The following is a 21,655-nucleotide window of genomic DNA, read 5'->3' as shown; positions in this document are numbered from 1 at the left end:
ATTCAGTCGAGTCGGTTGAGTTTGTCCATGTACTGCTTGGTGAATACCCGGTCGGGAAGATCCTTCAGAGTCATCTGGGAGTAGCGCAGCACGGAAACGTCGCCTTTCTTGAGGGCGTCTTCCATGACCAGCTGGGTTGGCCGGACACGGCCGCCGAGGTTCTGGAATTTTTCATAGCGACAGACCTTCAGCAAGCGATCCGACAAAGAGTAAAACTCTGCCCTGTGCGGCCAGTTGTTGGATTGCCTGACCCAGTAAATCACCTTGGCGTAAGTGACGCCGCGGTCTACCGCAGACAATTCGAGAACGTACATTTTTTCGCCGTCGATGGTTTCCGTGCGGAGGATTTTCGGCTCGTAGTCTCCGGAGAAATTGGCCCGTGCCAAGTCACCGTTTGCCACCTGGCCGGTCAGGCGCTGGGCCAGCGAGAGCCTGACCGGCTGGGAAATGTTGGGCATGAATACCCACAGGTCCCGACCGCGCATCAGCATGGCCTGGCCTCGGTCCGATTCCGGTTCAAGGATTTGAACGATGGTGTTTTCGTTACCCTTGGAGAGGATCCTGTACTTTCTTTGGTCGAGCTGCTCCCCGGGGCTGGTCGAGTTGATGTCGATCACCACCTGAAATCCGTCGTGGGGAAAACGCACTTCATCCGCCTTGGATACGACCGTACGTGCCGTTTCTGCATCATCGGCAGTGACCAGACTGCTGCCGCAGCACAGCGCTGCAGTAGCGATCAGAAGGTTGCAGAAGCGAGCGCGAGAGCTTGGAAGGCAAAAGTTAAGGCTCATAATGTTATCCTTGGAAAGCAAACTACGTAGATCGGTGCAACGATGCCAATTATCCGTATTGATGACGTGAGCAAGATATATCGACTCGGAGAGCAGTACGTCACGGCACTTGAGTCTGTGTCCCTGACGGTCGAGCCGGGAGTGTTCATGGCGATTGCCGGTCCGTCCGGAAGTGGCAAGTCGACTTTATTGAATATCATGGGGTGCATCGATACGCCAAGCAAGGGGCGCGTTGAAATTGAAGGGAAGGATGTGTCGGGTCAGACACCCGACGAGCTTGCCGACGTACGTGCAAGAACCATTGGTTTCATTTTTCAGACCTTCAATTTGCTTCCGGTCCTGTCCGCCGAGGAGAACGTCGAATACCCGCTTTTGCAGATGCCGGAAATATCCCGGGAGGAACGCAAGGAAAGGGTTGCCCGCAACCTGTCCATGGTGGGTCTGAGCAAGTACGCCAGCCATCGACCGAACCAGCTTTCCGGGGGGCAGCGTCAGCGGGTAGCCATTGCGCGGGCGCTTGTCACCAATTCCCGGGTCGTGCTCGCCGATGAACCCACGGCAAACCTCGATCGGCGGACGGGTGAAAGCATCCTGAACCTGATGCGGGACATCAACCAGAACGCCGGAACCACCTTTGTCTTCTCGACCCACGATAAAAGGGTCATGAATCGTGCGGATCGTCTCGTGCGGATGGAGGACGGAAAGATTACGGCGCTGGGTCTTCGGCGTGAAGGCGCCTGGATTTTCGTTCAGGACCGTCGTACGCCGGGAGACGATCCCGATATTTGATCGGTTTTTGAAAGACACGAGGAAGAAATGGACAGTTTTAATTCAACGCTTGGTCGGTTCGCACTCGCGTTCTCTACTCTGGCCTTCTGTGGCGCAGCAACGGCTGCCGACGCGGATCTCGATCTCGACGACACAAGCACCGGGGCGGTGAAAACCGGTGGGCATCTGCAGTTTGATATGGCGCGTACCTACGCGAGTCCCGAGCACTGGTCCATGGCGCGTGCCCGTGCCGAAGTTGCCGCGCAGGGCGGCGGCGAAAGCCTCAAGTGGAAAGTGTCCGGGCGAGCCGATGCCGATGCGGTCTTCGCGATCGATTCGGGCTTTTATCCCGATGCGGTGCGCCGGGATCAGCAATACCAGTTCGATCTGCGTGAAACCTTTGTTGACTTCTCCACTGGCGAAGTTGACGTCAGAATCGGACGCCAACATATTGTCTGGGGCGAGATGGTCGGTTTGTTCTTTGCTGACGTTGTCTCCGCTCGCGATCTTCGAAGCTTCTACCTCCCTGATTTTGAACAGCTTCGCATTCCCCAGTGGGCTGCTCGCGCCGAGTATTACTTTGGCGATACGCATGCGGAACTGGTGTGGATTCCTGTTCCCAGCTACGACAAGATCGGCAAGCCGGGTTCGGAGTTCTATCCCTTGCCGAAGGGTGCCAACGTCCGCGGTGAGGTCAAGCCGGATTCATCCCTGGGCAACACGAATTGGGGAGGACGTCTGTCGAGGCTGGTAGGGGGCTGGGATCTCTCAGGCTTCTATTACCGGAGTATGGATGTTGCGCCGACCTTCTATGTGGTTGGGATCAACGAGTTCCAGCCGCGGCATGAGCGGATTGCACAGTTGGGAGGAACCTTCGCCAAGGACTTTGGCGATCTCGTGCTTAAAGGCGAAGTGGTGCATAGCCGTGGGAGAAAGTTCAACACCAACAACCTGATGGCGCCCAATGGTCTCGTTGATCAGGACACGCTGGATTACGTGGTGGGTGTCGACATTCCTGCGTTCCGTGATGGAAGAGTAAACCTGCAGTATTTTGCGCGCAGGACCTTTGATCATGATGCCGGCACGGGTCTGGATCGTACGGAAGGGGGCGCGAGCATACTTCTCAGGAGCGCCGTCACAAGGTCTTGGGAAGCTGAAGCCCTGCTTGTGTCCATGCTCAATCGTACCGACTACATGTTCAGGCCAAAGGTGACCTGGTCAGCTAGCCGGAGTTGGCGGCTTGTCTTTGGTGTAGATGTCCTTGGTGGCAAGCCCACAGGTCTGTTCGGTCGCTATGACGACCGGGATCGCATCTACACAGAGGCACGCTGGTCGTTTTAGGGACAGCCTCAGGCAGGGCTCTTGCCCTGTGGCGCTTGCTGGCCGAGGAGCTGTCGATCCATGCAATGGCAAAGTCATGGGCGCTTTTGAGAGCGCCGTGACGTTTTTCTCCGGGCTCATGAATGGGCTGCCGTAATATCCGCTTGTTATCATTCGAAGGCTGAATGTCGGCCATTTAAGGGGATGTACCTTATGAAACGTTTCTTTGCGATGGGTGTGTTGGCATGTGCCGTGGCCGGCTTGACAGGCTGCGCGACAACCTATCCGCCGGCACCGCCCACGGCCTCGACTTCCGACTACAACTACCTGATCGGCGCCGGGGATACGATTAATATCGTGGTCTGGCGAAATCCCGAATTGTCGATGTCCGTGCCGGTCAGGCCGGATGGAAAGATCACGACCCCGCTCGTCGAGGATCTTCCGGCTGCCGGCCGCGATGCGACCACGCTGGCCCGGGAAATCGAGAAGGCTCTGGCCAAGTACATCCGTGACCCGGTCGTGACCGTCATCGTGACGAGCTTCGTGGGTCCTTACTCCGAGCAGGTGCGCGTGGTGGGCGAGGCGGCCAAACCGCAAACCCTGTCGTTCAAGAAGCAGATGTCGCTGCTTGACGTGATGATCGCGGTTGGCGGCATAACCGATTTTGCCGATGGCAATCGGGCGACCCTGCTGCGCACATCGGAGGGCAACAAGCAGTATTCAGTTCGACTGAGAGACCTGATCAAGCGTGGCGATGTTTCTGCCAACGTCGAAGTGAAGCCGGGTGATGTCCTCATCATCCCGCAAAGCTGGTTCTGACCTCTCTCTTGATTTCCTCCCCTGGGTGTCCAGGGGGGACGCTTTCGGAATTCCCTAATGGAAGACATATTAAGACAGCTGTCGGTGATTCTCCGCGGCATGTGGCTTTATCGCTGGTGGGGCTTGGCTGCTGCCTGGATCGTGGGTCCGATCGCCGCTGCCACGGTCTACTTGCTGCCTGATCGCTACGAGTCTTCGGCGCGGGTCTATGTGGATACCCAGTCCATTCTGAAGCCGTTGATGTCCGGTCTGGCCGTGCAGCCGAATGTGGATCAACAGATCAACATTCTCAGCCGTACCCTGATCAGCCGCCCGAACGTCGAAAAGTTGATTCGCATGGCAGATCTCGATCTGACGGTGAAGAACAAGGAGGAACGGGAAGCCCTTATTGCAAGCGTTACGAAATCGCTTGAGATTCGGGTGGCCGCAGGCCGGGACAACCTCTACACGCTGGCTTACACGGATACCGACGCTGAACGGGCGAAGCGCGTTGTTCAGTCTCTGGTGTCGATGTTTGTGGAGTCGGGCCTGGGCGACAAGCGCAAGGATTCTGACACGGCGCGCAAGTTTATCGAAGAGCAGATCAAGGCCTATGAGCAAAAGCTCGAGGAAGCCGAAAATCGTCTGAAGGAATACAAGCTGCGCAACCTGAATACGGTGGGTACGGGCGGGCGCGATTACTTCTCGAAGATGAACGACGCGGGTGAGCAACTCAATCAGGCCAAACTCGCCTTGCGTGAGGCCGAGAACTCTCGCGATGCCCTCAAGCGGCAACTGACCGGTGAAGAGCCGGTTCTGCTGCCCGAGAATCCGTCGAGTGCCACGCTGGCTACAGTGTCCGTGCCGGAACTGGATGGTCGTATCGAAGCCCTGAAGAAGTCCCTCGATGGCTTGCTCCAGCGTTTCACCGACCAACATCCGGATGTAGTCGGTGCCCGCAAGCAGATCGAAAGTCTGGAAGCCCAGAAGATCCAGGAAATCAAGGCTCGTCGCAAGGCAGCCCCGAGTGGTGGTAGCGCCATGGGCTCCGCCAATGCCAACCCGGTTTTCCAGCAATTGAAGATGTCACTGGCGGAAGCCGAAGCCAATGTCGCTTCTTTGCATGCGCGGGTTGCCGAGTACGAGAGCCGTGTTCAGTCGCTGAATGCGTCGTCGCGGATGTTGCCCCAGATCGAAGCCGAGTTTACCCAGCTTAACCGTGACTACGACGTTAACAAGCGCAACTACGATGCGCTGGTTGCACGACGCGAATCGGCCACGATGGCAGTCGAGATGGGCGCCACGTCTGGCGTTGCCGATTTCCGCCTGATCGACCCGCCGACCGTTCCGAGCAAGCCCGCCGCACCCAATCGTCTCCTGCTGATGCCGGGAGCTGGTCTTGCTGCACTGCTCCTCGGTGCTGCGATCAGTTTCCTGATCAGCCAGATTCGACCCACGTTCTCCGACACGCAGGTGCTGCGTGAGGTAACAGGGCTGGCGGTACTCGGTTCGGTCAGCATGCTTGCCGACCCCGACCGGCTCCGGAACCTGCGTCGTGGAAAAATCGTGTTCCTTGGAGGAGTCGGTGCCCTGGTCGGGTTGTTTAGCGCAATGACTGTCTGGCTGATGCTGGCCAGGATGGCTTGAGGTTCGAACATGAGCATTATTGAAAAGGCCGTCGAGCGGCTCGAGCAACTCCAGAGAGCCAGTGGCAACGCTAATGTAGCCCCGCGTGAAGAGCCGCAAGGCGAGCCCCTGACTGCAGTGCCTGCCCCCGCGTCTGAGGATGTGTCACCGGTGGTTGTCAAGCCGGCTGTTGAAACGCAGCCGGTTGAAAAGCCGGTAGCCGCTCCCAAGGCCATGCTGGCGTCCAATCCCGACAGGTTCGTGGAGATCGATCTTGACCGGTTGAACTCGGTCGGCATCGTGACGCCGAACGCCGCACGCTCCCTGATCGGTGACGAATACCGGATCATCAAGCGTCCGCTTCTGCGCAACGTGCAGGGCAAGGGGGCATCGGCCGTCAAAAACGCCAACTTGATCATGGTGACGAGTTCTCTGCCGGGAGAAGGCAAGAGCTTCAGTTCGATCAATCTTGCCATCAGCATGGCAATGGAGCTGGACCATACGGTATTGCTGATTGATGCCGATGTGTCGCGGCCGTCGGTCCTGAACATCCTTGGCCTTCCGCCGAGGAAAGGGCTGATGGATGTTCTGACCTCCAACAACATCGAACTGGGCGATGTACTACTCAAGACGAACATCGAGAAACTCAGTCTGCTGCCCGCCGGCACTCCACATCCGAGAGCGACCGAACTGCTCGCCAGTGATGCGATGAACCACCTGCTTGGCGAGCTGGCTGACCGGTATTCCGACCGGATCATCATTTTCGATTCCCCGCCCTTGATCGTCACGACCGAGTCGCGGGTTCTCGCAACGCACATGGGGCAGGTCGTCATGGTCGTGGAGTCGAACAAGACGACGCAGGCTGCCGTAAAGCAGGCGCTGTCGACGATCGATGCGTGCCCGGTAAGGCTGATGCTGCTGAACAAGTCCCAGCAGTCTGGTGCTGGTTCCTATGGCTACGGGTACGGCTATGGTTACGGATACGGGTACGGACATGCACCGAGGGACAAGGCGTGAAAGCCCGCCCTCATTCCCGGCGTGAGCGTTCCATTCCCCATTGGTGCCTGGCGGTTCTATCGGCATCGATCGGCAGCATGGCGTTTGCCCAGCAGACACAAATTATCCCGTCGGTCTCCCTTACCGAGACAATCACGGATAACGTCAGCTTGAAGCGTTCTTCGGAAGCCGAGTCGGAAATGATTACCCAGGTCATTCCGAACATTGTCGCGACCACCAAGGGCGGGCGTGTCGAAGGCAGCATGCAGGCAGCGTTGAGCAGTGCCTTTTACGCCAACGACGGCGGCCGCAACAGGAACTACCTGACCCTGAACGGGATGGCCAAGGTCGAGGCCTGGGAGAAACGCGGTTTCATCGATCTGAGTGCGACGGTTTCCCGGGAGGCCTTGTCTGCGCTGGGCCCCAAATCGGGTGATACGGTGACGGGAACCGCTAATCAGGGCGAGGTACGCAATGTTGTGATCAGCCCCTACCTCACTGGCCGTTTTGGCGCGACCGGCAAGGCGAATCTGCGTTACACGCACTCGGAAACGGACTCCAGCAGTTCAACCCTGCAGAAGATGCAGCGTGACGCCATCTCGATCAATCTTGCCGATCCGAGAGCTTTCGGGGCCTCAGGCTGGACGCTGGCCTTTACGGATAGTCTGGACCAGACCGCGAACCGACGGGATCTGAAAACGCAAAACGCCAGGCTGACCGGCTTGCTTCAGGTTGATCCCCAGCTTGTCTTGCGCCTTGTGGTGGGTTCCGAATCAAACAACTATCGGTCCGATGACGTGACCCGTTCCACCATCATGGGTGTCGGCGCCGATTTGTCGGTGAGTCCGTTGACCAAGTTCTCCGGCTTGTGGGAAGACCGGTTTTTTGGTCCAGGGTATTCGTTTACCGCCGAACATCGCCGTGGTTTTTTGTTGTTTACCGGTAGCTATTCGAAGGACGTCAGTACCACCAGCCAGTCTTTGACTGGCACGACCTTCTTCAACACCTACGATTTCCTGATGGCGGCTCTGCAGGGCCAGTATCCCAACGAAACGGAGCGGGCAATCCAGGTTCGCACTTACATGGCCGACCGTCAGTTGCCTGAGCGTTTTGGCGCGAGTCAGGCCGTGCTGTCCAACGGCATGTTTCTCGACCGTCGCATCCGCTTCGGGGTTTCCCTGACGGGCGACCGCAACTCCCTGCTTTTTTCAGGGTTCCGCTCCCAGCGCAACAACCTGACCGACCAGAGCTTTACCCTTGGCGGTGACTTCCAGCAGGCCGACAGGGTGAACGAGACCGGTGGATCGGTCACCCTGAGTCACCGGCTTACGCCGCTGACTTCTGCGAACGTGGGCTTGACCCTGACGCGCAGTCATCGGGACAGCACGAGCGCGGCAGCCAGCCAGGCCAATCGTTCGCGCATCTTCACCGCCGCCCTGATCACCAGGTTCACGCCCAAGACCAGCGGTACCCTGAACTTCCGGAACAACCGGGGTGAAGGTCTGACCGCCTATACGGAGAACGCGTTGATTGGCTCGCTCTCCATTCGTTTCTGAGAAAGCTTATGTACGAAGCCTATTTCGGCCTCCGGGGAAAGCCTTTTCAGCTTAATCCTGATCCCTCCTTCTTCTATGGTAGCCGTGGTCATCGTCGTGCAATGGCCTATCTGGAATACGGGCTGCATCAGAACGAGGGTTTCATCGTCATTACCGGCGAGGTAGGTGCGGGCAAGACCTTGCTGGTGCGCAGCCTGCTGGAGAAGCTCGATCCGGGGAAGATCGTTGCGGCCAACCTGGTGAGTACCCAGATCGACGCGGACGATATCCTGCGTCTGGTGGCTGCTTCCTTTGGCATTCCGAGCAAGCACCTTTCCAAGAGTGATCTGCTGCTGGCGATCGAGGCCTTTCTGGTCTCGACCACGGCTGCCGGAAAGCGTGCGCTCCTGATTGTCGATGAAGCGCAGAACCTCACGCAGCGTGCGGTTGAAGAGCTTCGCATGCTCTCCAACTTTCAGCTCGAAGATCATGCCCTGCTGCAGAGTTTTCTCGTCGGTCAGCCCGAGTTCCGGACGATCATGCAGAGCCCCGAGATGGTGCAGTTACGGCAGCGCGTCATAGCCTCCTATCACCTCGGCCCTCTGGACCTTGCCGAGACCCAGGCTTACGTGGAACACCGCCTGACCTGCGTTGGCTGGAAAGGCAACCCGGCATTCGATGCGGAGGCGACAAAGGGGATATTTGCTTTTAGCCAGGGCATCCCGCGCCGCATCAACGCGCTTGCCGACCGCATCATGCTTGCGGCCTTTCTCGGTGAGCATCGCCGTGTCAGCGCCGAGATGGTCGACCAGGTCACTGCTGAAATGCGCGAGGAGCATGTCATCCCGCAAAGCACGACCTTCAATGCTCCCAAGGCCGGTAACCCGGGGGAGCTTGCAGGGCTTGTTGATCTCCAGCGGTTGCTGGCCGACCCCGAGGCGGCCAAAGCCTTGGCGGGGGCAGGGCAGGGCTTTGATGCGGCGCGCTTCGAGGAACGTCTGGCCCTGCTTGAACGGACACTTTCGACGACGCTGAATGCGATCAGCCAGCTGATCGGCGCTGCCCAGCAGCAAGCCGCCGGATCGGACAGCGGAGCCCAAACAAAATGACCAAGCCCGGAACGAATGGCAAGGGAATCGTCAATGCACTGACGATCGACGTAGAGGACTATTTCCAGGTCTCGGCACTGGCCCCTCATTTTCCGAAGGACGTCTGGAACGACACGCCCTGCCGGGTCGAAAAAAACGTACACCGCATTCTCGAAATGCTGCATGAGCACGGCGCCACGGGGACCTTCTTCACGCTTGGCTGGATCGCCGAACGTTATCCGAAACTGGTTCGCCAGATCGTTGCGGAGGGCCATGAGCTGGCCAGTCATGGCTATGGCCATCAGCGTGCCAGCGACCAGACTCCCGAAGCGTTTCTTGCGGACATTACACTGGCCAAGGTGGTTCTCGAAGATATCTCCGGGTGCCTCGTACAGGGCTATCGTGCACCGAGTTTTTCGGTGGGCGCGTCCAATCCGTGGGCCCACGATTGTATCGAGACGGCTGGCTACGCTTATAGTTCGAGCGTCTATCCGGTCAAGCACGATCACTACGGGGTGCCCGATGCGCCCCGTTTTACCTATCCGGTTGGACAAGGGCTACTGGAAATCCCCATCACCACCGTGCGTCGTTTTGGCCGGAACTGGCCGGTGGGCGGAGGAGGGTATTTTCGTCTTCTGCCCTATTCGCTCTCGGCGTGGGGTATCGACAAGGTCAACCATGAAGACCGCAAGCCGGCAATTTTCTATTTTCACCCCTGGGAAATCGATCCCGGTCAGCCGGTGGTGCGGGAAGCCAGTGCCAAGACCCGTTTCCGGCATTACGTGAATCTGGAACGCACCGAAGCCCGACTCAACCGTCTGCTCCAGGACTTTGCCTGGGGCCGGATGGATGAAGTGTTTCTTCAAGCTGCAAAACAGTCAGTCTAGGGTTTCAAGAATGGTTTCCGTCGTCAATGTGCGTCCTTACGCAGAGCGTGATGCTGCGCGCTGGAATGAATTTGTCTTCGCCTGTCAGAGCGCAACCTTTTTTCACCGGATCGAGTGGCGGGCGATCATGGAAGGGGTGTTTCATCATCGTACCCACTACCTGCTTGCCGAACGCGATGGGCAGATTGTGGCGGTCCTTCCCCTGGCTGAAGTCAAGAGCCGGCTGTTCGGACATGCGCTGACATCCTTGCCGTTTGCCGTGTATGGCGGCGTCGCCGGAGACGATCCTGAGGCGGTGGCGGCACTCGAAGCTGCGGCTGAAGCTGCGGCCCGCAAGGCTGGTGTGCAGCACCTGGAATATCGCAACCTTACCGAACGCCATGCGGACTGGCCCCGGCAGGAGCTTTACGTGACCTTCCGGAAGGAGATTCTTCCGGATGAAGAAGCCAACATGCTGGCCATTCCGCGCAAGCAGCGCGCCATGGTGCGCAAGGGGATCAAGAATGGTCTGCTGAGCACTGTCGACAGCAACGCCGACCGCTTCTTCGCCCTCTATTCCGACAACGTGCTCCGCCATGGCACGCCGGCTCTTTCCAAGAAATTCTTCGAAACGCTGCTTGCCGTGTTCGGCAAGGACTGTGAAATCCTCACTGTCACTACGGCCGACGGCCGGCTGCTGTCCAGCGTGCTGAGCTTCTACTTCCGGGAAGAAATCCTGCCGTATTACGCCGGCGATGACATGGCTGCCCGCGATCTGGCCGCCAACGATTTCAAATACTGGGAGCTCATGCGCCACGCCTGTGCCCGTGGATGCCGAATTTTCGACTATGGACGCAGCAAGATCGGCACCGGTCCCTACCATTTCAAGAAAAACTGGGGCTTCGAACCGATGCCTCTTTCCTACGAGTATCGTCTGTTCAAGCGGGATGCGGTTCCGCAGAACAATCCGATGAACCCCAAGTATCGTGCCTTCATTGCCCTGTGGCGGAAGTTGCCGATAGGGGTGGCCAACCGGCTCGGGCCGGTCATCGTGCGGAATCTGGGGTGAGTGATGCTCGCCTCAGCCCGTTGAATATCGTGCCCTGCGTGGAGAGTTCATGAATCCGCTGATCCGCTTGAGCGTCACCATTGGCGCGGTGTTTGTCTGGGTGATTGGTTTCTATCACGTCACTGCCGCAGAGGTATTTTCAATCTGGTGGCGCTCCGACACTTTTGCCCACGGCCTTCTGGTGATTCCGATGTTCGCCTGGCTTGCCTGGCGCAACCGGGAACGCCTCATCGGGCTGAATCTGGCGCCGGCACCGTTGATGGTCGTGCCGCTGCTGTGTACGGGACTTGTGTGGCTACTCGGCGAGCTGGCCAGTGTCGCCTCGGTCAGCCACGCGGCTCTGGCTTTGCTGCTGATCTTCAGCCTTGTCGGCGTTCTTGGCCTGAAGCTCGCACGGCCGCTGGCCTTTCCGATTCTCTTCCTGTTGTTCGGTGTGCCCATCGGCGAGTTCATGCTGCCGATCATGATGAAGTACACGGCAATCTTCACTGTTGCCGCGTTGCGTTTGACCGGCATTCCCGTTTATCAGGAAGGCCTCCATTTCATTGTGCCGAATGGACGCTGGTCCGTCGTCGAAGCCTGTAGTGGTGTGCGCTATCTGATCGCCTCCCTGATGGTCGGTACGCTTTACGCTTACCTTAGTTATCGCAGCCTGACCCGCCGGCTGGTTTTTGTCGGTTTTGCGATCATTGTTCCGGTCGTCGCCAACTGGCTGCGCGCCTACATGATCGTGATCATTGGCTACCTCAGCGAGAACCGCCTCGGTACCGGGGTGGATCATCTGCTGTATGGCTGGGTTTTCTTCGGCATTGTGATCCTGCTGATGTTCTGGCTGGGTGGCCGCTGGCGTGAGGATATGGATGCACCTGCGCATATCCCGCAAACCGTTTGTTCCACGCCGCTGGCGACTTCGGCGCTGCTTGTCCGACTCGCTCCGCTGGCGCTCGCAGTCGCTGTGTGGCCTGCCATCCTGCAATACCTCGACCGTCCCGAGGCCTTGCAGGCCTCTGCATCTGTCGAACCAAAGCCGCTGGTGCTTGCTGCGCCGTGGGCCGAGGTGGCCGAGCCACTGGCGGCGTTCAAGCCTTCTTTCCACGGTTATCGCAGCGAGCGCCTCCGGCATTATTCGGATGGCAAGAGCCGGGTGGCGGTTTATGTGGCGACCTATGCCCAGCAGGTGCCCGGACGGGAACTGGTGCAAAGCGAGAACATGTTGCTGCAGCCGGCCGATCCCGCCTGGAGCAAGTTCCAGGAAGGAAAGGGGGGCGACTCCAGCGCCGGAACCTGGCACAGCGCCGTGCTTTCCGGAGGCTCGACACCGCTAGTCGTGTGGTCTGGCTACTGGATCAACGGGCGTCTGGTGACCAGCGATTATGTTGCCAAGGGCTTGCTGGCCATCGAGAAGCTGCAAGGCCATGCGGACAGGTCTGCGTATGTCGCCATTTGGGCGACAGGGCAGGATGCAGCAAGCGCTACGAGCGAACTGGAGGCGTTTCATCGCAGCAATGGTCAAGGGCTGATCGACATGTTGGCGACGGTTGTCGTGCCTTGATGACGGTAGCCCGGAACGAGAGTGCCATCCCCTTTACGCGTCGTGACTTCCGTCCGGTTGCCGCAGGGAAGGCTTCTTTCGGTCCGGCAGGCCGTTTCGTTGGTCAGTTTTGGCCCTTGTCCTCGGGCTATCTAACAAAAAGTGATGTTGCAGCTGCTCGTCTGTCATGTTGGCAGATGTAGAATGTCAGGCCCTTCTGCGATGCGCAAAGCATGCTTTGCGCCCCTCGTCCGCTCTTCTGAAATCGTTGGCCCAACCAGCGGGCACAGCCTGCTTCCGGTGTGCACTGCCAGCCCTGTCTTGATTCTGCGGGTTTGATTCAGGTTGTGGATCGCTGTCGGTGTGTCGAAGGTCATGCTTGGGTCCGAATGTTTTGCCCTATTCTCACAGCCAGAAGAATTGTCCTGAATGCGCCCCGAAATGTATGGGTATCGCTCTGCCGACAAGGCGACTGTTAAAAGGTAAGAAATTATGTGCGGCATAGCCGGGCTTTTCGATACAAGAAGCAAACAGATGTTCTCGCGCGATCTGATGCAGCGCATGAACGACAGTCAGCAGCACCGCGGGCCGGACGAAGGGGGGTATCACTTCGAACCGGGGGTCGCCCTGGGGCACCGTCGCCTGTCCATCATCGACATCTCTACCGGCCAGCAGCCGCTCTTCAACGAAGACGGTTCCGTGGTGGTGGTCTTCAATGGCGAGATCTACAACTACCAGGAATTGATTCCCGAGCTCACCGCCCTCGGTCACCAGTTCCACACCCGCAGCGACACGGAAGTCATCGTTCACGCCTGGGAGTCCTGGGGCGAGGAGTGCGTCAAGCGCTTCCGCGGGATGTTTGCCTTTGCGCTGTGGGACCGCAATCGCCAGACTTTTTTCATGGCCCGCGACCGGATGGGTGTGAAACCCATGTATTACGCGGTGCTCCGCGACGGCACGCTGATGTTCGGTTCCGAACTGAAGGTGCTGATGCAGCATCCGGGTCTCGACAAGACCATGGACCCGCACGCCATCGAAGAGTACTTCGCGTTGGGCTATGTGGCCGAGCCGCGGACCATTTTCGCTGGCGCACTCAAGCTTGAGCCCGGCTTTTCACTGACCATCCGCCACGGTCAGCCGCTGCCTGAACCCAAGCAGTACTGGGATGTAAACTTCAGCCTCGACAACGCCATGAGCCTGGCCGACGCCTCGGCCGAGCTGGTCGAGCGTCTGCGCGAATCGGTGCGTCTGCGCATGGTTGCCGAAGTGCCGCTGGGTGCCTTCCTGTCGGGAGGTGTGGATTCGAGCGCGGTCGTCGCGACCATGGCCGGGATTTCCCCGGATCCGGTAAATACCTGCTCGATTGCCTTCGACGATCCGGCTTTCAACGAATCCGCGTTTGCCCAGATGGTGGCTGACCGCTACCACACCAATCACCGGGTGGAGATGGTCAAGTCCGACGACTTCGATCTGATCGACACCCTTGCCGCGCTGTATGACGAGCCCTACGCCGACAGCTCTGCGATCCCGACCTACCGGGTCTGCCAACTGGCGCGCAAGCACGTAACGGTGGCCCTGTCGGGCGATGGTGGCGACGAGAACATGGGCGGTTATCGTCGCTATCGCTTCCACATGATGGAAGAGAAGATGCGCGGTGGTTTGCCGCATTCGGTGCGCAAGCCGGTTTTCGGCCTGCTCGGCCGCTTGTACCCCAAGGCTGACTGGGCGCCACGGGTGTTTCGCGCCAAGACGACCTTCGAAGCACTGGCCCGGGATTCCGTTCAGGCCTACTTCCATTCGGTATCGATCCTGCGCGACGACATGCGGCGCCAGCTTTTTTCGCCGAGTTTTCGCAGGCAGTTGGGAGGCTACAATGCCCTCGAGGTGTTCCGTCGTCACGCTGCCAAGGCGGGCACCGACGATAACCTGGCGCTCATCCAGTACCTCGACATCAAGACTTACCTGGTCGGAGACATCAACACCAAGGTGGACCGGGCCAGCATGGCTCATTCCCTCGAGGTGCGCGAGCCGCTGATGGACCACCCGCTGGTCGAATGGCTGGCCAGCCTGCCTACCAAGCTCAAGATCAAGGGCCAGGAAGGCAAGTTCGTCTTCAAGAAAGCCATGGAGCCGATGTTGCCGAACGATGTGCTGTATCGTCCGAAGATGGGTTTTTCGGTTCCTTTGGCACGTTGGTTCCGCGGTCCGCTCAAGGAGCGGGTGCAAAAGGCCTTGCTCGGCGAAACCCTCGCCAGCACAGGGCTTTTCAACCGCGAGTATCTGCAGCATCTGGTCGACGCCCACCAGAGCGGCGCCCGGGATTACAGCTCTCCCTTGTGGACCCTGCTCATGTTCGAAGCCTTTCTGCGCAACAGTGGCCTGGGTGTCCAGACTTCGCCGATCGTGAGGGCTGCATGACGCTGCGGGTTCTGCACGTTCTCGACCATTCCTTGCCGCTGCACAGCGGTTATACCTTCCGTACCGCGTCCATCCTGCGCGAGCAGCGCAAGCTGGGCTGGGAGACTTTCCACGTCACGACGCCGAAGCAGGGCGTCGGTACGGCGCTGAAGGAAGACGCCGACGGCTGGACGTTTTATCGCACACCAAGCACCGACCAGGATGGTTTGGTGGCGCAGATGCGCCTCACCGCTGCGCGGCTCGACGAGCTGGTGCGCGAGATCAAGCCAGACATCATCCATCCCCACTCGCCGGTGCTCAACGCGCTGCCGGCCCTGTGGGTTGGTCGCCAGCACAAGATCCCGGTGGTGTATGAGATGCGGGCGTCCTGGGAAGACGCTGCCGTCGATCATGGCACGACCAGCGAAGGCAGTCTGCGCTACCGCGTCTCCCGGGGGTTGGAGAGCTTTGCCCTGCGCCGGGCCGACCAGGTGACGACGATTTGCGAAGGCTTGCGGAAGGACATCCTCTCCCGCAATGTGCCCGACGAGCGGGTGACCGTGATACCCAATGCGGTCGATGTGGCCACCTTCAAGTTTGGCGCCGAGCCCGACCCGGCGCTGCGTACGGCGCTGGGGCTTGACGGCAAGACAGTGCTTGGTTTTGCCGGCTCGTTTTACGGCTACGAAGGCCTCGACCTGCTCATCGACGCGGCCCACAAGCTGGTGCCTGCCCATCCCGAGCTGCGCGTGCTGCTTGTTGGCGGTGGCCCGCAAGATGCCAATCTCAAGGCCCAGGCGGCCCGGCTGGGGCTTTCGGAGCGGGTCATCTTTACCGGTCGCGTGCCGCATGCCGAAGTACAGCGTTATTACGAGTTGATCGACGTGCTGGCCTACCCGCGTTTGCCGATCCGCCTGACCGAGCTGGTCACGCCGCTCAAGCCGCTGGAAGCCATGGCCCAGGGGCGCATGTTCGTCGCCTCCGATGTCGGTGGCCACAAGGAACTCATCCGCCACGGCGAAACCGGCTTCCTGTTCCGCGCCGGCGATGTGAATGCGCTGGCAAAGTCCATCGACGACGTGCTGTCGCGCCGCGATTTGTGGCCCGCCATACGTGCCGAAGCCCGACGTTTCGTCGAGGTGGAGCGCACTTGGGCGACCAGCGTTTCCCGTTATCGCGAAGTCTATCGGCGTGCCCTGGCCAGCCGCGGCCGCGTACTTACTTTCTGAGGTTGCAACGTGTGCGGCATTCACGGACTTTTCCGATTTGACGGCCAGCGGGTTGAGCCCGCCATGCTTACGGCCATGGGCGACCGGACCGTGCATCGCGGCCCGGACGACGAGGGTCAGTACATCGACGGTCCCTGCGGCATCGCCATGCGCCGCCTGTCGATCATCGACCTGGCCGGTGGTCATCAACCCATCTCCAACGCCGACGACAGCCTGTGGCTGGTGTGCAACGGCGAAATCTACAATTTCCGCGAACTGCGCACCGAGTTGCAGGGACTGGGCTTTCGCTTCAAGACGGGTTCGGACAGTGAAGTGCTGCTCCATGCCTACGCCGCCTTTGGCGACGAATTCGTCCATCGCCTCAATGGCATGTTCGACTTCGCCCTGTGGGACCGGCGTCGCAACCGGCTGCTGATCGGCCGCGACCGCATCGGCGTCAAGCCGCTGTACATCCTGCAGGACGCCAGGCGCCTGGCCTTCGCTACCGAAGCCAAGGCTTTGCTGGCTCTGCCGGGTGTCACCGCAGAACTCGATCGCGACCAGCTGCCGAGCTACCTGCACCTGGGGTACGTGGCGGCGCCGGGTTCGATGCTGAAGGGCATCCGCAAGCTGCCGCCGGCTACCTTGCTGGCCATCGAGAACGGGCAGGTCAGGGAATGGCGCTACTGGCGTCTGCCGACGGCCATCGAGCGTTCGGTGTCCGAAGCCGAGTGGGTGTCGCGCATTCGTGCCCGGCTCGAGGAGTCGGTGCGCATGCAGATGGTCAGCGATGTGCCCATCGGCGCCTTCCTGTCCGGTGGCGTCGATTCGAGTGCGGTGGTCGGTTTCATGGCGCGCCATTCGGATCATCCGATCCGCACCTACGCCATCGGTTTCGAGGGCGGCGAGGCGGAAACGCTCTACAACGAACTGCCTTACGCGGCCCAGGTGGCCAAGATGTTCGGCACCCAGCACCGGGAAATCGTCGTCAAGCCGGACGTCGTCTCACTGCTGCCCAAGCTGCTGTGGCACATGGACGAGCCGATTGCCGACACGGCCTTCATCACCACTTTCCTGGTCTCCGAATTCGCCCGTCAGGACGTCAAGGTGATTCTCTCCGGAGTTGGCGGCGACGAGCTCTTCGGCGGCTACCGGCGTTACCTCGGTGGTCATTACGCCGAGCGCTTCCACCGCTTGCCGGGTTTTGTGCGCAGCGTCGCCGCGGCGGTGGCCAACCGCCTGCCCAGCGACCGCCATTCGGGCCTGCTCAATACCCTGCGCCTGGCCAAGGGCTTCATCGCCTCGGCTGAAATGGATCCTGATGACCGTTACCGCAGCTATCTGCAAGTGCTGGGGCGCGAGGCCGTTTCCGAATTGCTGCTGGACGGCCGGCAAACGAACATCGATCCGCTGACTCATGCCTTCGCCGGTGCTGGCAGCTCCGACGAGCTGAACCGCATGTTTGCGGTGGATGCGGAAACCCAGTTGCCGGACGATCTGCTGATGCTTACCGACAAGATGAGCATGGCGGTGTCCCTCGAATGCCGGGTGCCCTTGCTCGATCATGAGCTGGTCGAGCTGGCCGCGTCGATTCCGGGCTCGCTCAAGGTACGTGGCGGTCGTCTCAAGCATCTGATGAAGGAAAGCCTGTCGGATCTGTTGCCGCCGGATATTCTCGATCGCAAGAAGCGTGGCTTCGGCACCCCGATGGGCGCCTGGCTGAAGCGCGATCTGGCCCCGGTGTTGCGCCAGTTGCTGTCGAAGGAAACCGTCGCCCGCCGCGGCCTGTTCCGCCATGACGTTATTGCCCGCCTGATGGCGGATCATGAATCGAATCGTTCCGACGGCACGGATTCGCTGCTGTCGCTGATGAACCTGGAAATCTGGAGCCGAATCTACCTCGACCGGCGCGAGCCTGGCGATGTTGCCGTCGAGCTGAAGAGCTACGTCAAATGAACATTCTTTACGTCTGTCACCGTTTCCCGTTCCCCCCGAAGCGGGGTGGAAAGATCCGCCCCTTCAACATGATTCGTCACCTGACGGCCAAGGGGCACAAGCTTACCGTGTGCTCCCTGGCGCGTGCGCCGGAGGAGGCGGACGAGGGCAGGGGCATTGCACCGTACTGTGCCGCTTTCGAGATCGGGATGGTCAAGAATCCGATCCAGGCCGCGCGCATGGTGGCGCGGTTGCCGCTGCTCACACCCTCGTCAATGGGCTTTTTCTATTCGCCGGAGTTGAAGGGCAAGGTCGATCATCTGCTGGCAACCCAGAAGTGGGATCTGATCTTTGTCCATTGCTCCTCGGTGGCCCAGTACGTGGAGCACGTCACCGACGTGCCGAAGATCCTCGACTACGGCGACATGGATTCCCAGAAGTGGCTGGAGTATGCCAACTACAAGCCTTTCCCGTTGTCTCTGGGCTATCGCCTGGAAGGCACCAAGATGCTGGCCGCCGAGAAGCGCCTGGCGAAGAAGTTCGACATGGGCACGGCGACCACGCGGGCTGAATGGGAAACGCTGGACGGCTACAAAACGGGGCTCAAGACCGACTGGTTCCCCAACGGGGTGGATGCCGGTTTTTTCAGCCCCGATGGCTCGCCCTACGATCCGGATACGATCAGCTTCATCGGACGGATGGACTATTACCCGAACCAGGAGTGCATGTTCCGCTTCTGCGAGCAGATCTGGCCGCTGCTCAAGGCCGAGCGCCCGCAGATGAAGTTGCTCATCGTCGGTGCGGATCCGACGCCGGCGGTGCGCAAGCTCGGCGAACTGGACGGAGTGACGGTGACCGGCTCGGTGCCTGACGTGCGCCCCTATGTGCGCAGTTCTGCCCTGATGGTGGCGCCGCTCAACATTGCCCGCGGAACGCAGAACAAGATCCTTGAAGCCATGGCGATGGGCGTGCCGGTTGTCACCAGCACCATCGCAGCCGGTGGCGTTGACGCGCAATCCGAGAAGCATTTCCTCGTCGCCGATACGCCGGAAGCCTATGCTCGCCAAATCCTGCGCATCACCTCGAATCCGGTGGAGCGGCAGCGCTTGGCCGAGGCTGGCAGGGCCCGCATGCTGAGCCACCACGCCTGGCCGCGCTCCATGGAGCGCCTCGACGGGATCATCGAGCGATGCATCAAACAATTTCAGAAAAACAAGGGAAAGCGTAAATGAAGATCAGCATTTTTGGCTTGGGTTACGTCGGCGCAGTCTCGCTTGCCTGCCTGGCCCGCGATGGTCACGAAGTGATCGGTGTCGATATTGACACCAACAAGCTTGACCTGATCCGCGAGGGCAAGACCCCGGTTGTCGAAGAAGGCATGGTCGACCTGATGAAGAGCGTGGTGGCGAACGGCCGTGTCACGGTCACCACCGACACGCTGCACGCGGTCATGAACAGCGACATTTCCCTTGTCTGCGTCGGTACGCCGTCCGCCGCCAACGGCAGCCAGGATCAGGGCGCCGTGCTGCGTCTGGCTGAAAGCATGGCGCTGGCGATTCGCGAGAAGTCGGTGCCGCACGTGGTGGTGTTCCGTTCGACCCTGGTGCCGGGCACCGTGGAAGATGTCCTGCGCCCGATCATCGAAGCCGGTTCCGGCAAGAAGGACGGCGAGGGTTTCCACCTGTGCTTCCAGCCCGAGTTCCTGCGCGAAGGCTCCTCGATCCGTGACTACGACAAGCCGCCATTCACGGTGGTCGGTGCCAATCACGATTACCCGATTGAGCGCCTGAAGGAGCTGTTTGGCCATCTGCCGTGCAACTTTCTGCACACCTCGGTGCGTTCGGCCGAGATGATGAAGTACTGCTGCAACAACTTCCACGCCCTCAAGATCACCTTCGCCAACGAAACTGCACGCCTGTGTGAAGCCCTCGGCGTGAATCCTTTCGAGGTCATGGAGTTGGTCTGCCAGGACAAGCAACTGAACATTTCTCCGGCCTACCTGAAGCCCGGCTTTGCCTTCGGCGGCTCCTGCCTGCCCAAGGATCTGCGCGCCACGACCTATCTGGCCAAGAAGTACGACGTGGAAATCCCGATGCTCGCCGGCATCATGCAGTCCAACCGCAGCCACGTGGATCTGGCGGTGCAGAAGATCCTCGAAACCGGCAAGCGCAAGATCGGCTTCATCGGCCTGTCCTTCAAGACCGGTACCGATGACCTCCGTGAGAGCCCGCTGGTTTCGCTGGCGGAGCAATTGCTCGGCAAGGGCATGCAGCTCTCCATCTACGATCCGGAAGTGCACCTGTCCCGCCTGCTGGGCGCCAACAAGAGCTTTATCGAACGCCATGTGCCGCACATTGGCGAACTGCTCAAGCCGGAAATCGAGCAAGTGGTGGCGGAGTCCGAAGTGCTGGTGATCGGCTTGTCCGGCAAGGAAGTGGCAGAAGCGCTCGTCGGGCTGGTGCGTGAAGATCAGAAGGTGCTGGATCTGGTCAGCCTGCCGGCGTCGATCAAGCTCAAGGGTGATGTCGAAGGCCTGTGCTGGTGAGGCAGGTGTGGCAGCTCCCCCCATGCGGGGAGGGTTCTGCCGGGCAGGAATCGAGGAATGGCCGCCATGGCTGTTGAAGGATACAAAGGCCTGCGTCTGGCCGTTGTCGGCCCGTTGCCGCCCCCATCGGGCGGCATGGCCAATCAGTGCAAGCAGCTGATCGGCCTGCTTGAAGGGGAGGGCGCCCAAGTTGAACTGGTGCGCACCAACGCGCCCTATCAGCCGGCCTGGGCCGGCAAGCTGCCGGGCCTGCGGGCCTTGTTCCGCCTGGTGCCCTATCTGTTCGCCCTGTGGCGGGCGGCCGGCCGCTGTCAGGTCATGCATGTGCTCGCCAATTCCGGCTGGGCGTGGCATCTGTTTGCCGCGCCAGCGATCTGGATTGCCCGTTTGCGCGGCACGCCGGTGATCGTCAATTACCGGGGCGGTGAAGCGCAGCCTTTCTTTGCTGCAGCGCCCCGCTGGGTACATCGCACTCTCGCATCGGCCAGCATGCTGGTGGTGCCGTCGGCCTTTCTCGACGGGGTTTTTCGCGACTTTGGCTTCAAGCCGGTGATTGTTCCGAACATCATCAATCTTGAGCGCTTCGGCTTGCCCAAGAGCGGGGAGTCTGACGCACCTCCGCATGTGGTGGTGACGCGGAATCTTGAGCCGATTTACGATATTCCGACGGTTCTGAGCGCTTTTTCACGCATCTTGCCGCACCTTCCCGGTGCGCGCCTGACGATTGCCGGCAGTGGCCCCGAGTTGGCCCGCCTGGAAGCCTTGGCCGTAGAATTGAAAATTGCCGATGCGGTGCGTTTTGCCGGCCGGATCGACAACGAGCAGATTCCGGCGCTGTATGCGTCGGCGGATCTGATGATCAATCCCAGCACGGTCGACAACATGCCGATCTCGATTCTCGAGGCCTTTGCGAGCCGCGTACCGGTCGTCTCGACGGACGTCGGCGGCGTGCCTTTCATCGCTGAGCACGGGCGTACCGCCTTGCTGGTTCCTGCGCGGGATCCGCGTCAGATGGCCGAGGCGATGCTTGATCTGCTGGTGCACAAGGACAAGGCGTGCCGCATGTCGGAGGCGGCCCGGGAAGAAGTCAAACAGTACGCATGGCAGGTGATCGGCGCGAAATGGCGCGTGGCCTATCAGCGTGCAATCAGTCAGCAAGGGTGAGACAGATGGGTTTGTATA

Annotated in this window: 17 protein-coding genes; 16 read left to right on the top strand and 1 reads right to left on the bottom strand. The window is 60.0% G+C overall.

The genetic code is table 11. The annotated features are described in order from the left end of the window. Positions 1-2: 2 nt before the first annotated feature. On the bottom strand, positions 3-812 hold the full coding sequence (locus ETQ85_RS09675) for an outer membrane lipoprotein-sorting protein (RefSeq protein ID WP_246128716.1): 810 nt from the start codon (positions 810-812) through the stop codon (positions 3-5). A 21-nt stretch (positions 813-833) separates the two neighbouring features. On the opposite strand from ETQ85_RS09675, the gene ETQ85_RS09670 reads away from it, so the two are divergent. From ETQ85_RS09670 to ETQ85_RS09595, 16 genes are all read left to right on the top strand, one after another. Continuing rightward, the gene (locus ETQ85_RS09670) at positions 834-1,580 is read left to right on the top strand and encodes an ABC transporter ATP-binding protein (RefSeq protein WP_148578849.1); all 747 of its coding nucleotides are present in this window, start codon (positions 834-836) and stop codon (positions 1,578-1,580) included. Positions 1,581-1,607: 27 nt separating this feature from the next. Further along, the gene (locus tag ETQ85_RS09665; protein WP_148578848.1) at positions 1,608-2,900 is read left to right on the top strand and encodes a DUF1302 family protein; all 1,293 of its coding nucleotides are present in this window, start codon (positions 1,608-1,610) and stop codon (positions 2,898-2,900) included. Positions 2,901-3,092: 192 nt separating this feature from the next. Further along, a complete protein-coding gene (locus ETQ85_RS09660; RefSeq protein WP_246128714.1) occupies positions 3,093-3,698 on the top strand; it encodes an XrtA/PEP-CTERM system exopolysaccharide export protein in 606 nt (201 codons plus the stop codon). Positions 3,699-3,755: 57 nt separating this feature from the next. Further along, positions 3,756-5,324 carry an XrtA system polysaccharide chain length determinant gene (locus ETQ85_RS09655; RefSeq protein WP_148578847.1) on the top strand — a complete coding sequence of 523 codons (1,569 nt, stop codon included), beginning with the start codon at positions 3,756-3,758 and terminating at the stop codon, positions 5,322-5,324. Positions 5,325-5,333: 9 nt separating this feature from the next. Beyond that, a complete protein-coding gene (locus ETQ85_RS09650) occupies positions 5,334-6,320 on the top strand; it encodes an XrtA-associated tyrosine autokinase (RefSeq protein ID WP_148578846.1) in 987 nt (328 codons plus the stop codon). Next, complete coding sequence (locus ETQ85_RS09645; RefSeq protein ID WP_148578845.1) at positions 6,317-7,855, top strand: TIGR03016 family PEP-CTERM system-associated outer membrane protein; 1,539 nt, start codon at positions 6,317-6,319, stop codon at positions 7,853-7,855. Before ETQ85_RS09650 ends, ETQ85_RS09645 begins: the two co-directional genes overlap by 4 nt. An 8-nt stretch (positions 7,856-7,863) precedes the next feature. Continuing rightward, positions 7,864-8,943, top strand: a complete 1,080-nt coding sequence (locus ETQ85_RS09640; protein WP_148578844.1) for an XrtA/PEP-CTERM system-associated ATPase — start codon at positions 7,864-7,866, stop codon at positions 8,941-8,943. Continuing rightward, positions 8,940-9,809, top strand: coding sequence for an XrtA system polysaccharide deacetylase (locus tag ETQ85_RS09635; protein WP_148578843.1), 870 nt, complete (start codon positions 8,940-8,942; stop codon positions 9,807-9,809). Before ETQ85_RS09640 ends, ETQ85_RS09635 begins: the two co-directional genes overlap by 4 nt. A 10-nt stretch (positions 9,810-9,819) precedes the next feature. After that, positions 9,820-10,857 carry a FemAB family XrtA/PEP-CTERM system-associated protein gene (locus tag ETQ85_RS09630; RefSeq protein ID WP_148578842.1) on the top strand — a complete coding sequence of 346 codons (1,038 nt, stop codon included), beginning with the start codon at positions 9,820-9,822 and terminating at the stop codon, positions 10,855-10,857. Positions 10,858-10,906: 49 nt separating this feature from the next. Beyond that, positions 10,907-12,409, top strand: coding sequence for an exosortase A (gene xrtA / locus ETQ85_RS09625; protein ID WP_148578841.1), 1,503 nt, complete (start codon positions 10,907-10,909; stop codon positions 12,407-12,409). 471 nt (positions 12,410-12,880) lie between these two features. Then, positions 12,881-14,806, top strand: coding sequence for an XrtA/PEP-CTERM system amidotransferase (locus tag ETQ85_RS09620; protein WP_148578840.1), 1,926 nt, complete (start codon positions 12,881-12,883; stop codon positions 14,804-14,806). Positions 14,807-14,808: 2 nt separating this feature from the next. Then, positions 14,809-16,014 carry a TIGR04063 family PEP-CTERM/XrtA system glycosyltransferase gene (locus tag ETQ85_RS09615; protein ID WP_148579013.1) on the top strand — a complete coding sequence of 402 codons (1,206 nt, stop codon included), beginning with the start codon at positions 14,809-14,811 and terminating at the stop codon, positions 16,012-16,014. Positions 16,015-16,023: 9 nt separating this feature from the next. Continuing rightward, positions 16,024-17,949, top strand: coding sequence for an asparagine synthase (glutamine-hydrolyzing) (gene asnB, locus ETQ85_RS09610; protein ID WP_148578839.1), 1,926 nt, complete (start codon positions 16,024-16,026; stop codon positions 17,947-17,949). Then, positions 17,946-19,160, top strand: a complete 1,215-nt coding sequence (locus ETQ85_RS09605) for a TIGR03087 family PEP-CTERM/XrtA system glycosyltransferase (protein ID WP_148578838.1) — start codon at positions 17,946-17,948, stop codon at positions 19,158-19,160. The genes asnB and ETQ85_RS09605 overlap by 4 nt, the downstream gene beginning before the upstream one ends. Beyond that, positions 19,157-20,473: a nucleotide sugar dehydrogenase gene (locus ETQ85_RS09600; protein WP_148578837.1), complete on the top strand. Its 1,317-nt coding sequence runs from the start codon at positions 19,157-19,159 to the stop codon at positions 20,471-20,473. Before ETQ85_RS09605 ends, ETQ85_RS09600 begins: the two co-directional genes overlap by 4 nt. Before the next feature lie 66 nt (positions 20,474-20,539). Further along, entirely contained in the window at positions 20,540-21,637 is a 1,098-nt protein-coding gene (locus ETQ85_RS09595) for a glycosyltransferase family 4 protein (protein WP_148578836.1), read from the top strand. The last annotated feature ends 18 nt before the right edge of the window (positions 21,638-21,655 follow it).

This window comes from Zoogloea oleivorans, from assembly GCF_008107625.1.
GTDB lineage: Bacteria > Pseudomonadota > Gammaproteobacteria > Burkholderiales > Rhodocyclaceae > Zoogloea > Zoogloea oleivorans.
The sequence above is the reverse complement of the archived record's forward strand: the minus strand, read 5'-3'. Positions and strand labels throughout refer to the sequence as shown.

Bases quoted from the DNA above. Each gene is read 5' to 3' on its own strand.
- ETQ85_RS09670 (WP_148578849.1), top strand. From the start codon at position 834: ATGCCAATTATCCGTATTGATGACGTGAGCAAGATATATCGACTCGGA.
- ETQ85_RS09665 (WP_148578848.1), top strand. From the start codon at position 1,608: ATGGACAGTTTTAATTCAACGCTTGGTCGGTTCGCACTCGCGTTCTCT.
- ETQ85_RS09660 (WP_246128714.1), top strand. From the start codon at position 3,093: ATGAAACGTTTCTTTGCGATGGGTGTGTTGGCATGTGCCGTGGCCGGC.
- ETQ85_RS09655 (WP_148578847.1), top strand. From the start codon at position 3,756: ATGGAAGACATATTAAGACAGCTGTCGGTGATTCTCCGCGGCATGTGG.
- ETQ85_RS09650 (WP_148578846.1), top strand. From the start codon at position 5,334: ATGAGCATTATTGAAAAGGCCGTCGAGCGGCTCGAGCAACTCCAGAGA.
- ETQ85_RS09640 (WP_148578844.1), top strand. From the start codon at position 7,864: ATGTACGAAGCCTATTTCGGCCTCCGGGGAAAGCCTTTTCAGCTTAAT.
- ETQ85_RS09635 (WP_148578843.1), top strand. From the start codon at position 8,940: ATGACCAAGCCCGGAACGAATGGCAAGGGAATCGTCAATGCACTGACG.
- ETQ85_RS09630 (WP_148578842.1), top strand. From the start codon at position 9,820: ATGGTTTCCGTCGTCAATGTGCGTCCTTACGCAGAGCGTGATGCTGCG.
- xrtA (WP_148578841.1), top strand. From the start codon at position 10,907: ATGAATCCGCTGATCCGCTTGAGCGTCACCATTGGCGCGGTGTTTGTC.
- ETQ85_RS09620 (WP_148578840.1), top strand. From the start codon at position 12,881: ATGTGCGGCATAGCCGGGCTTTTCGATACAAGAAGCAAACAGATGTTC.
- ETQ85_RS09605 (WP_148578838.1), top strand. From the start codon at position 17,946: ATGAACATTCTTTACGTCTGTCACCGTTTCCCGTTCCCCCCGAAGCGG.
- ETQ85_RS09600 (WP_148578837.1), top strand. From the start codon at position 19,157: ATGAAGATCAGCATTTTTGGCTTGGGTTACGTCGGCGCAGTCTCGCTT.
- ETQ85_RS09595 (WP_148578836.1), top strand. From the start codon at position 20,540: ATGGCTGTTGAAGGATACAAAGGCCTGCGTCTGGCCGTTGTCGGCCCG.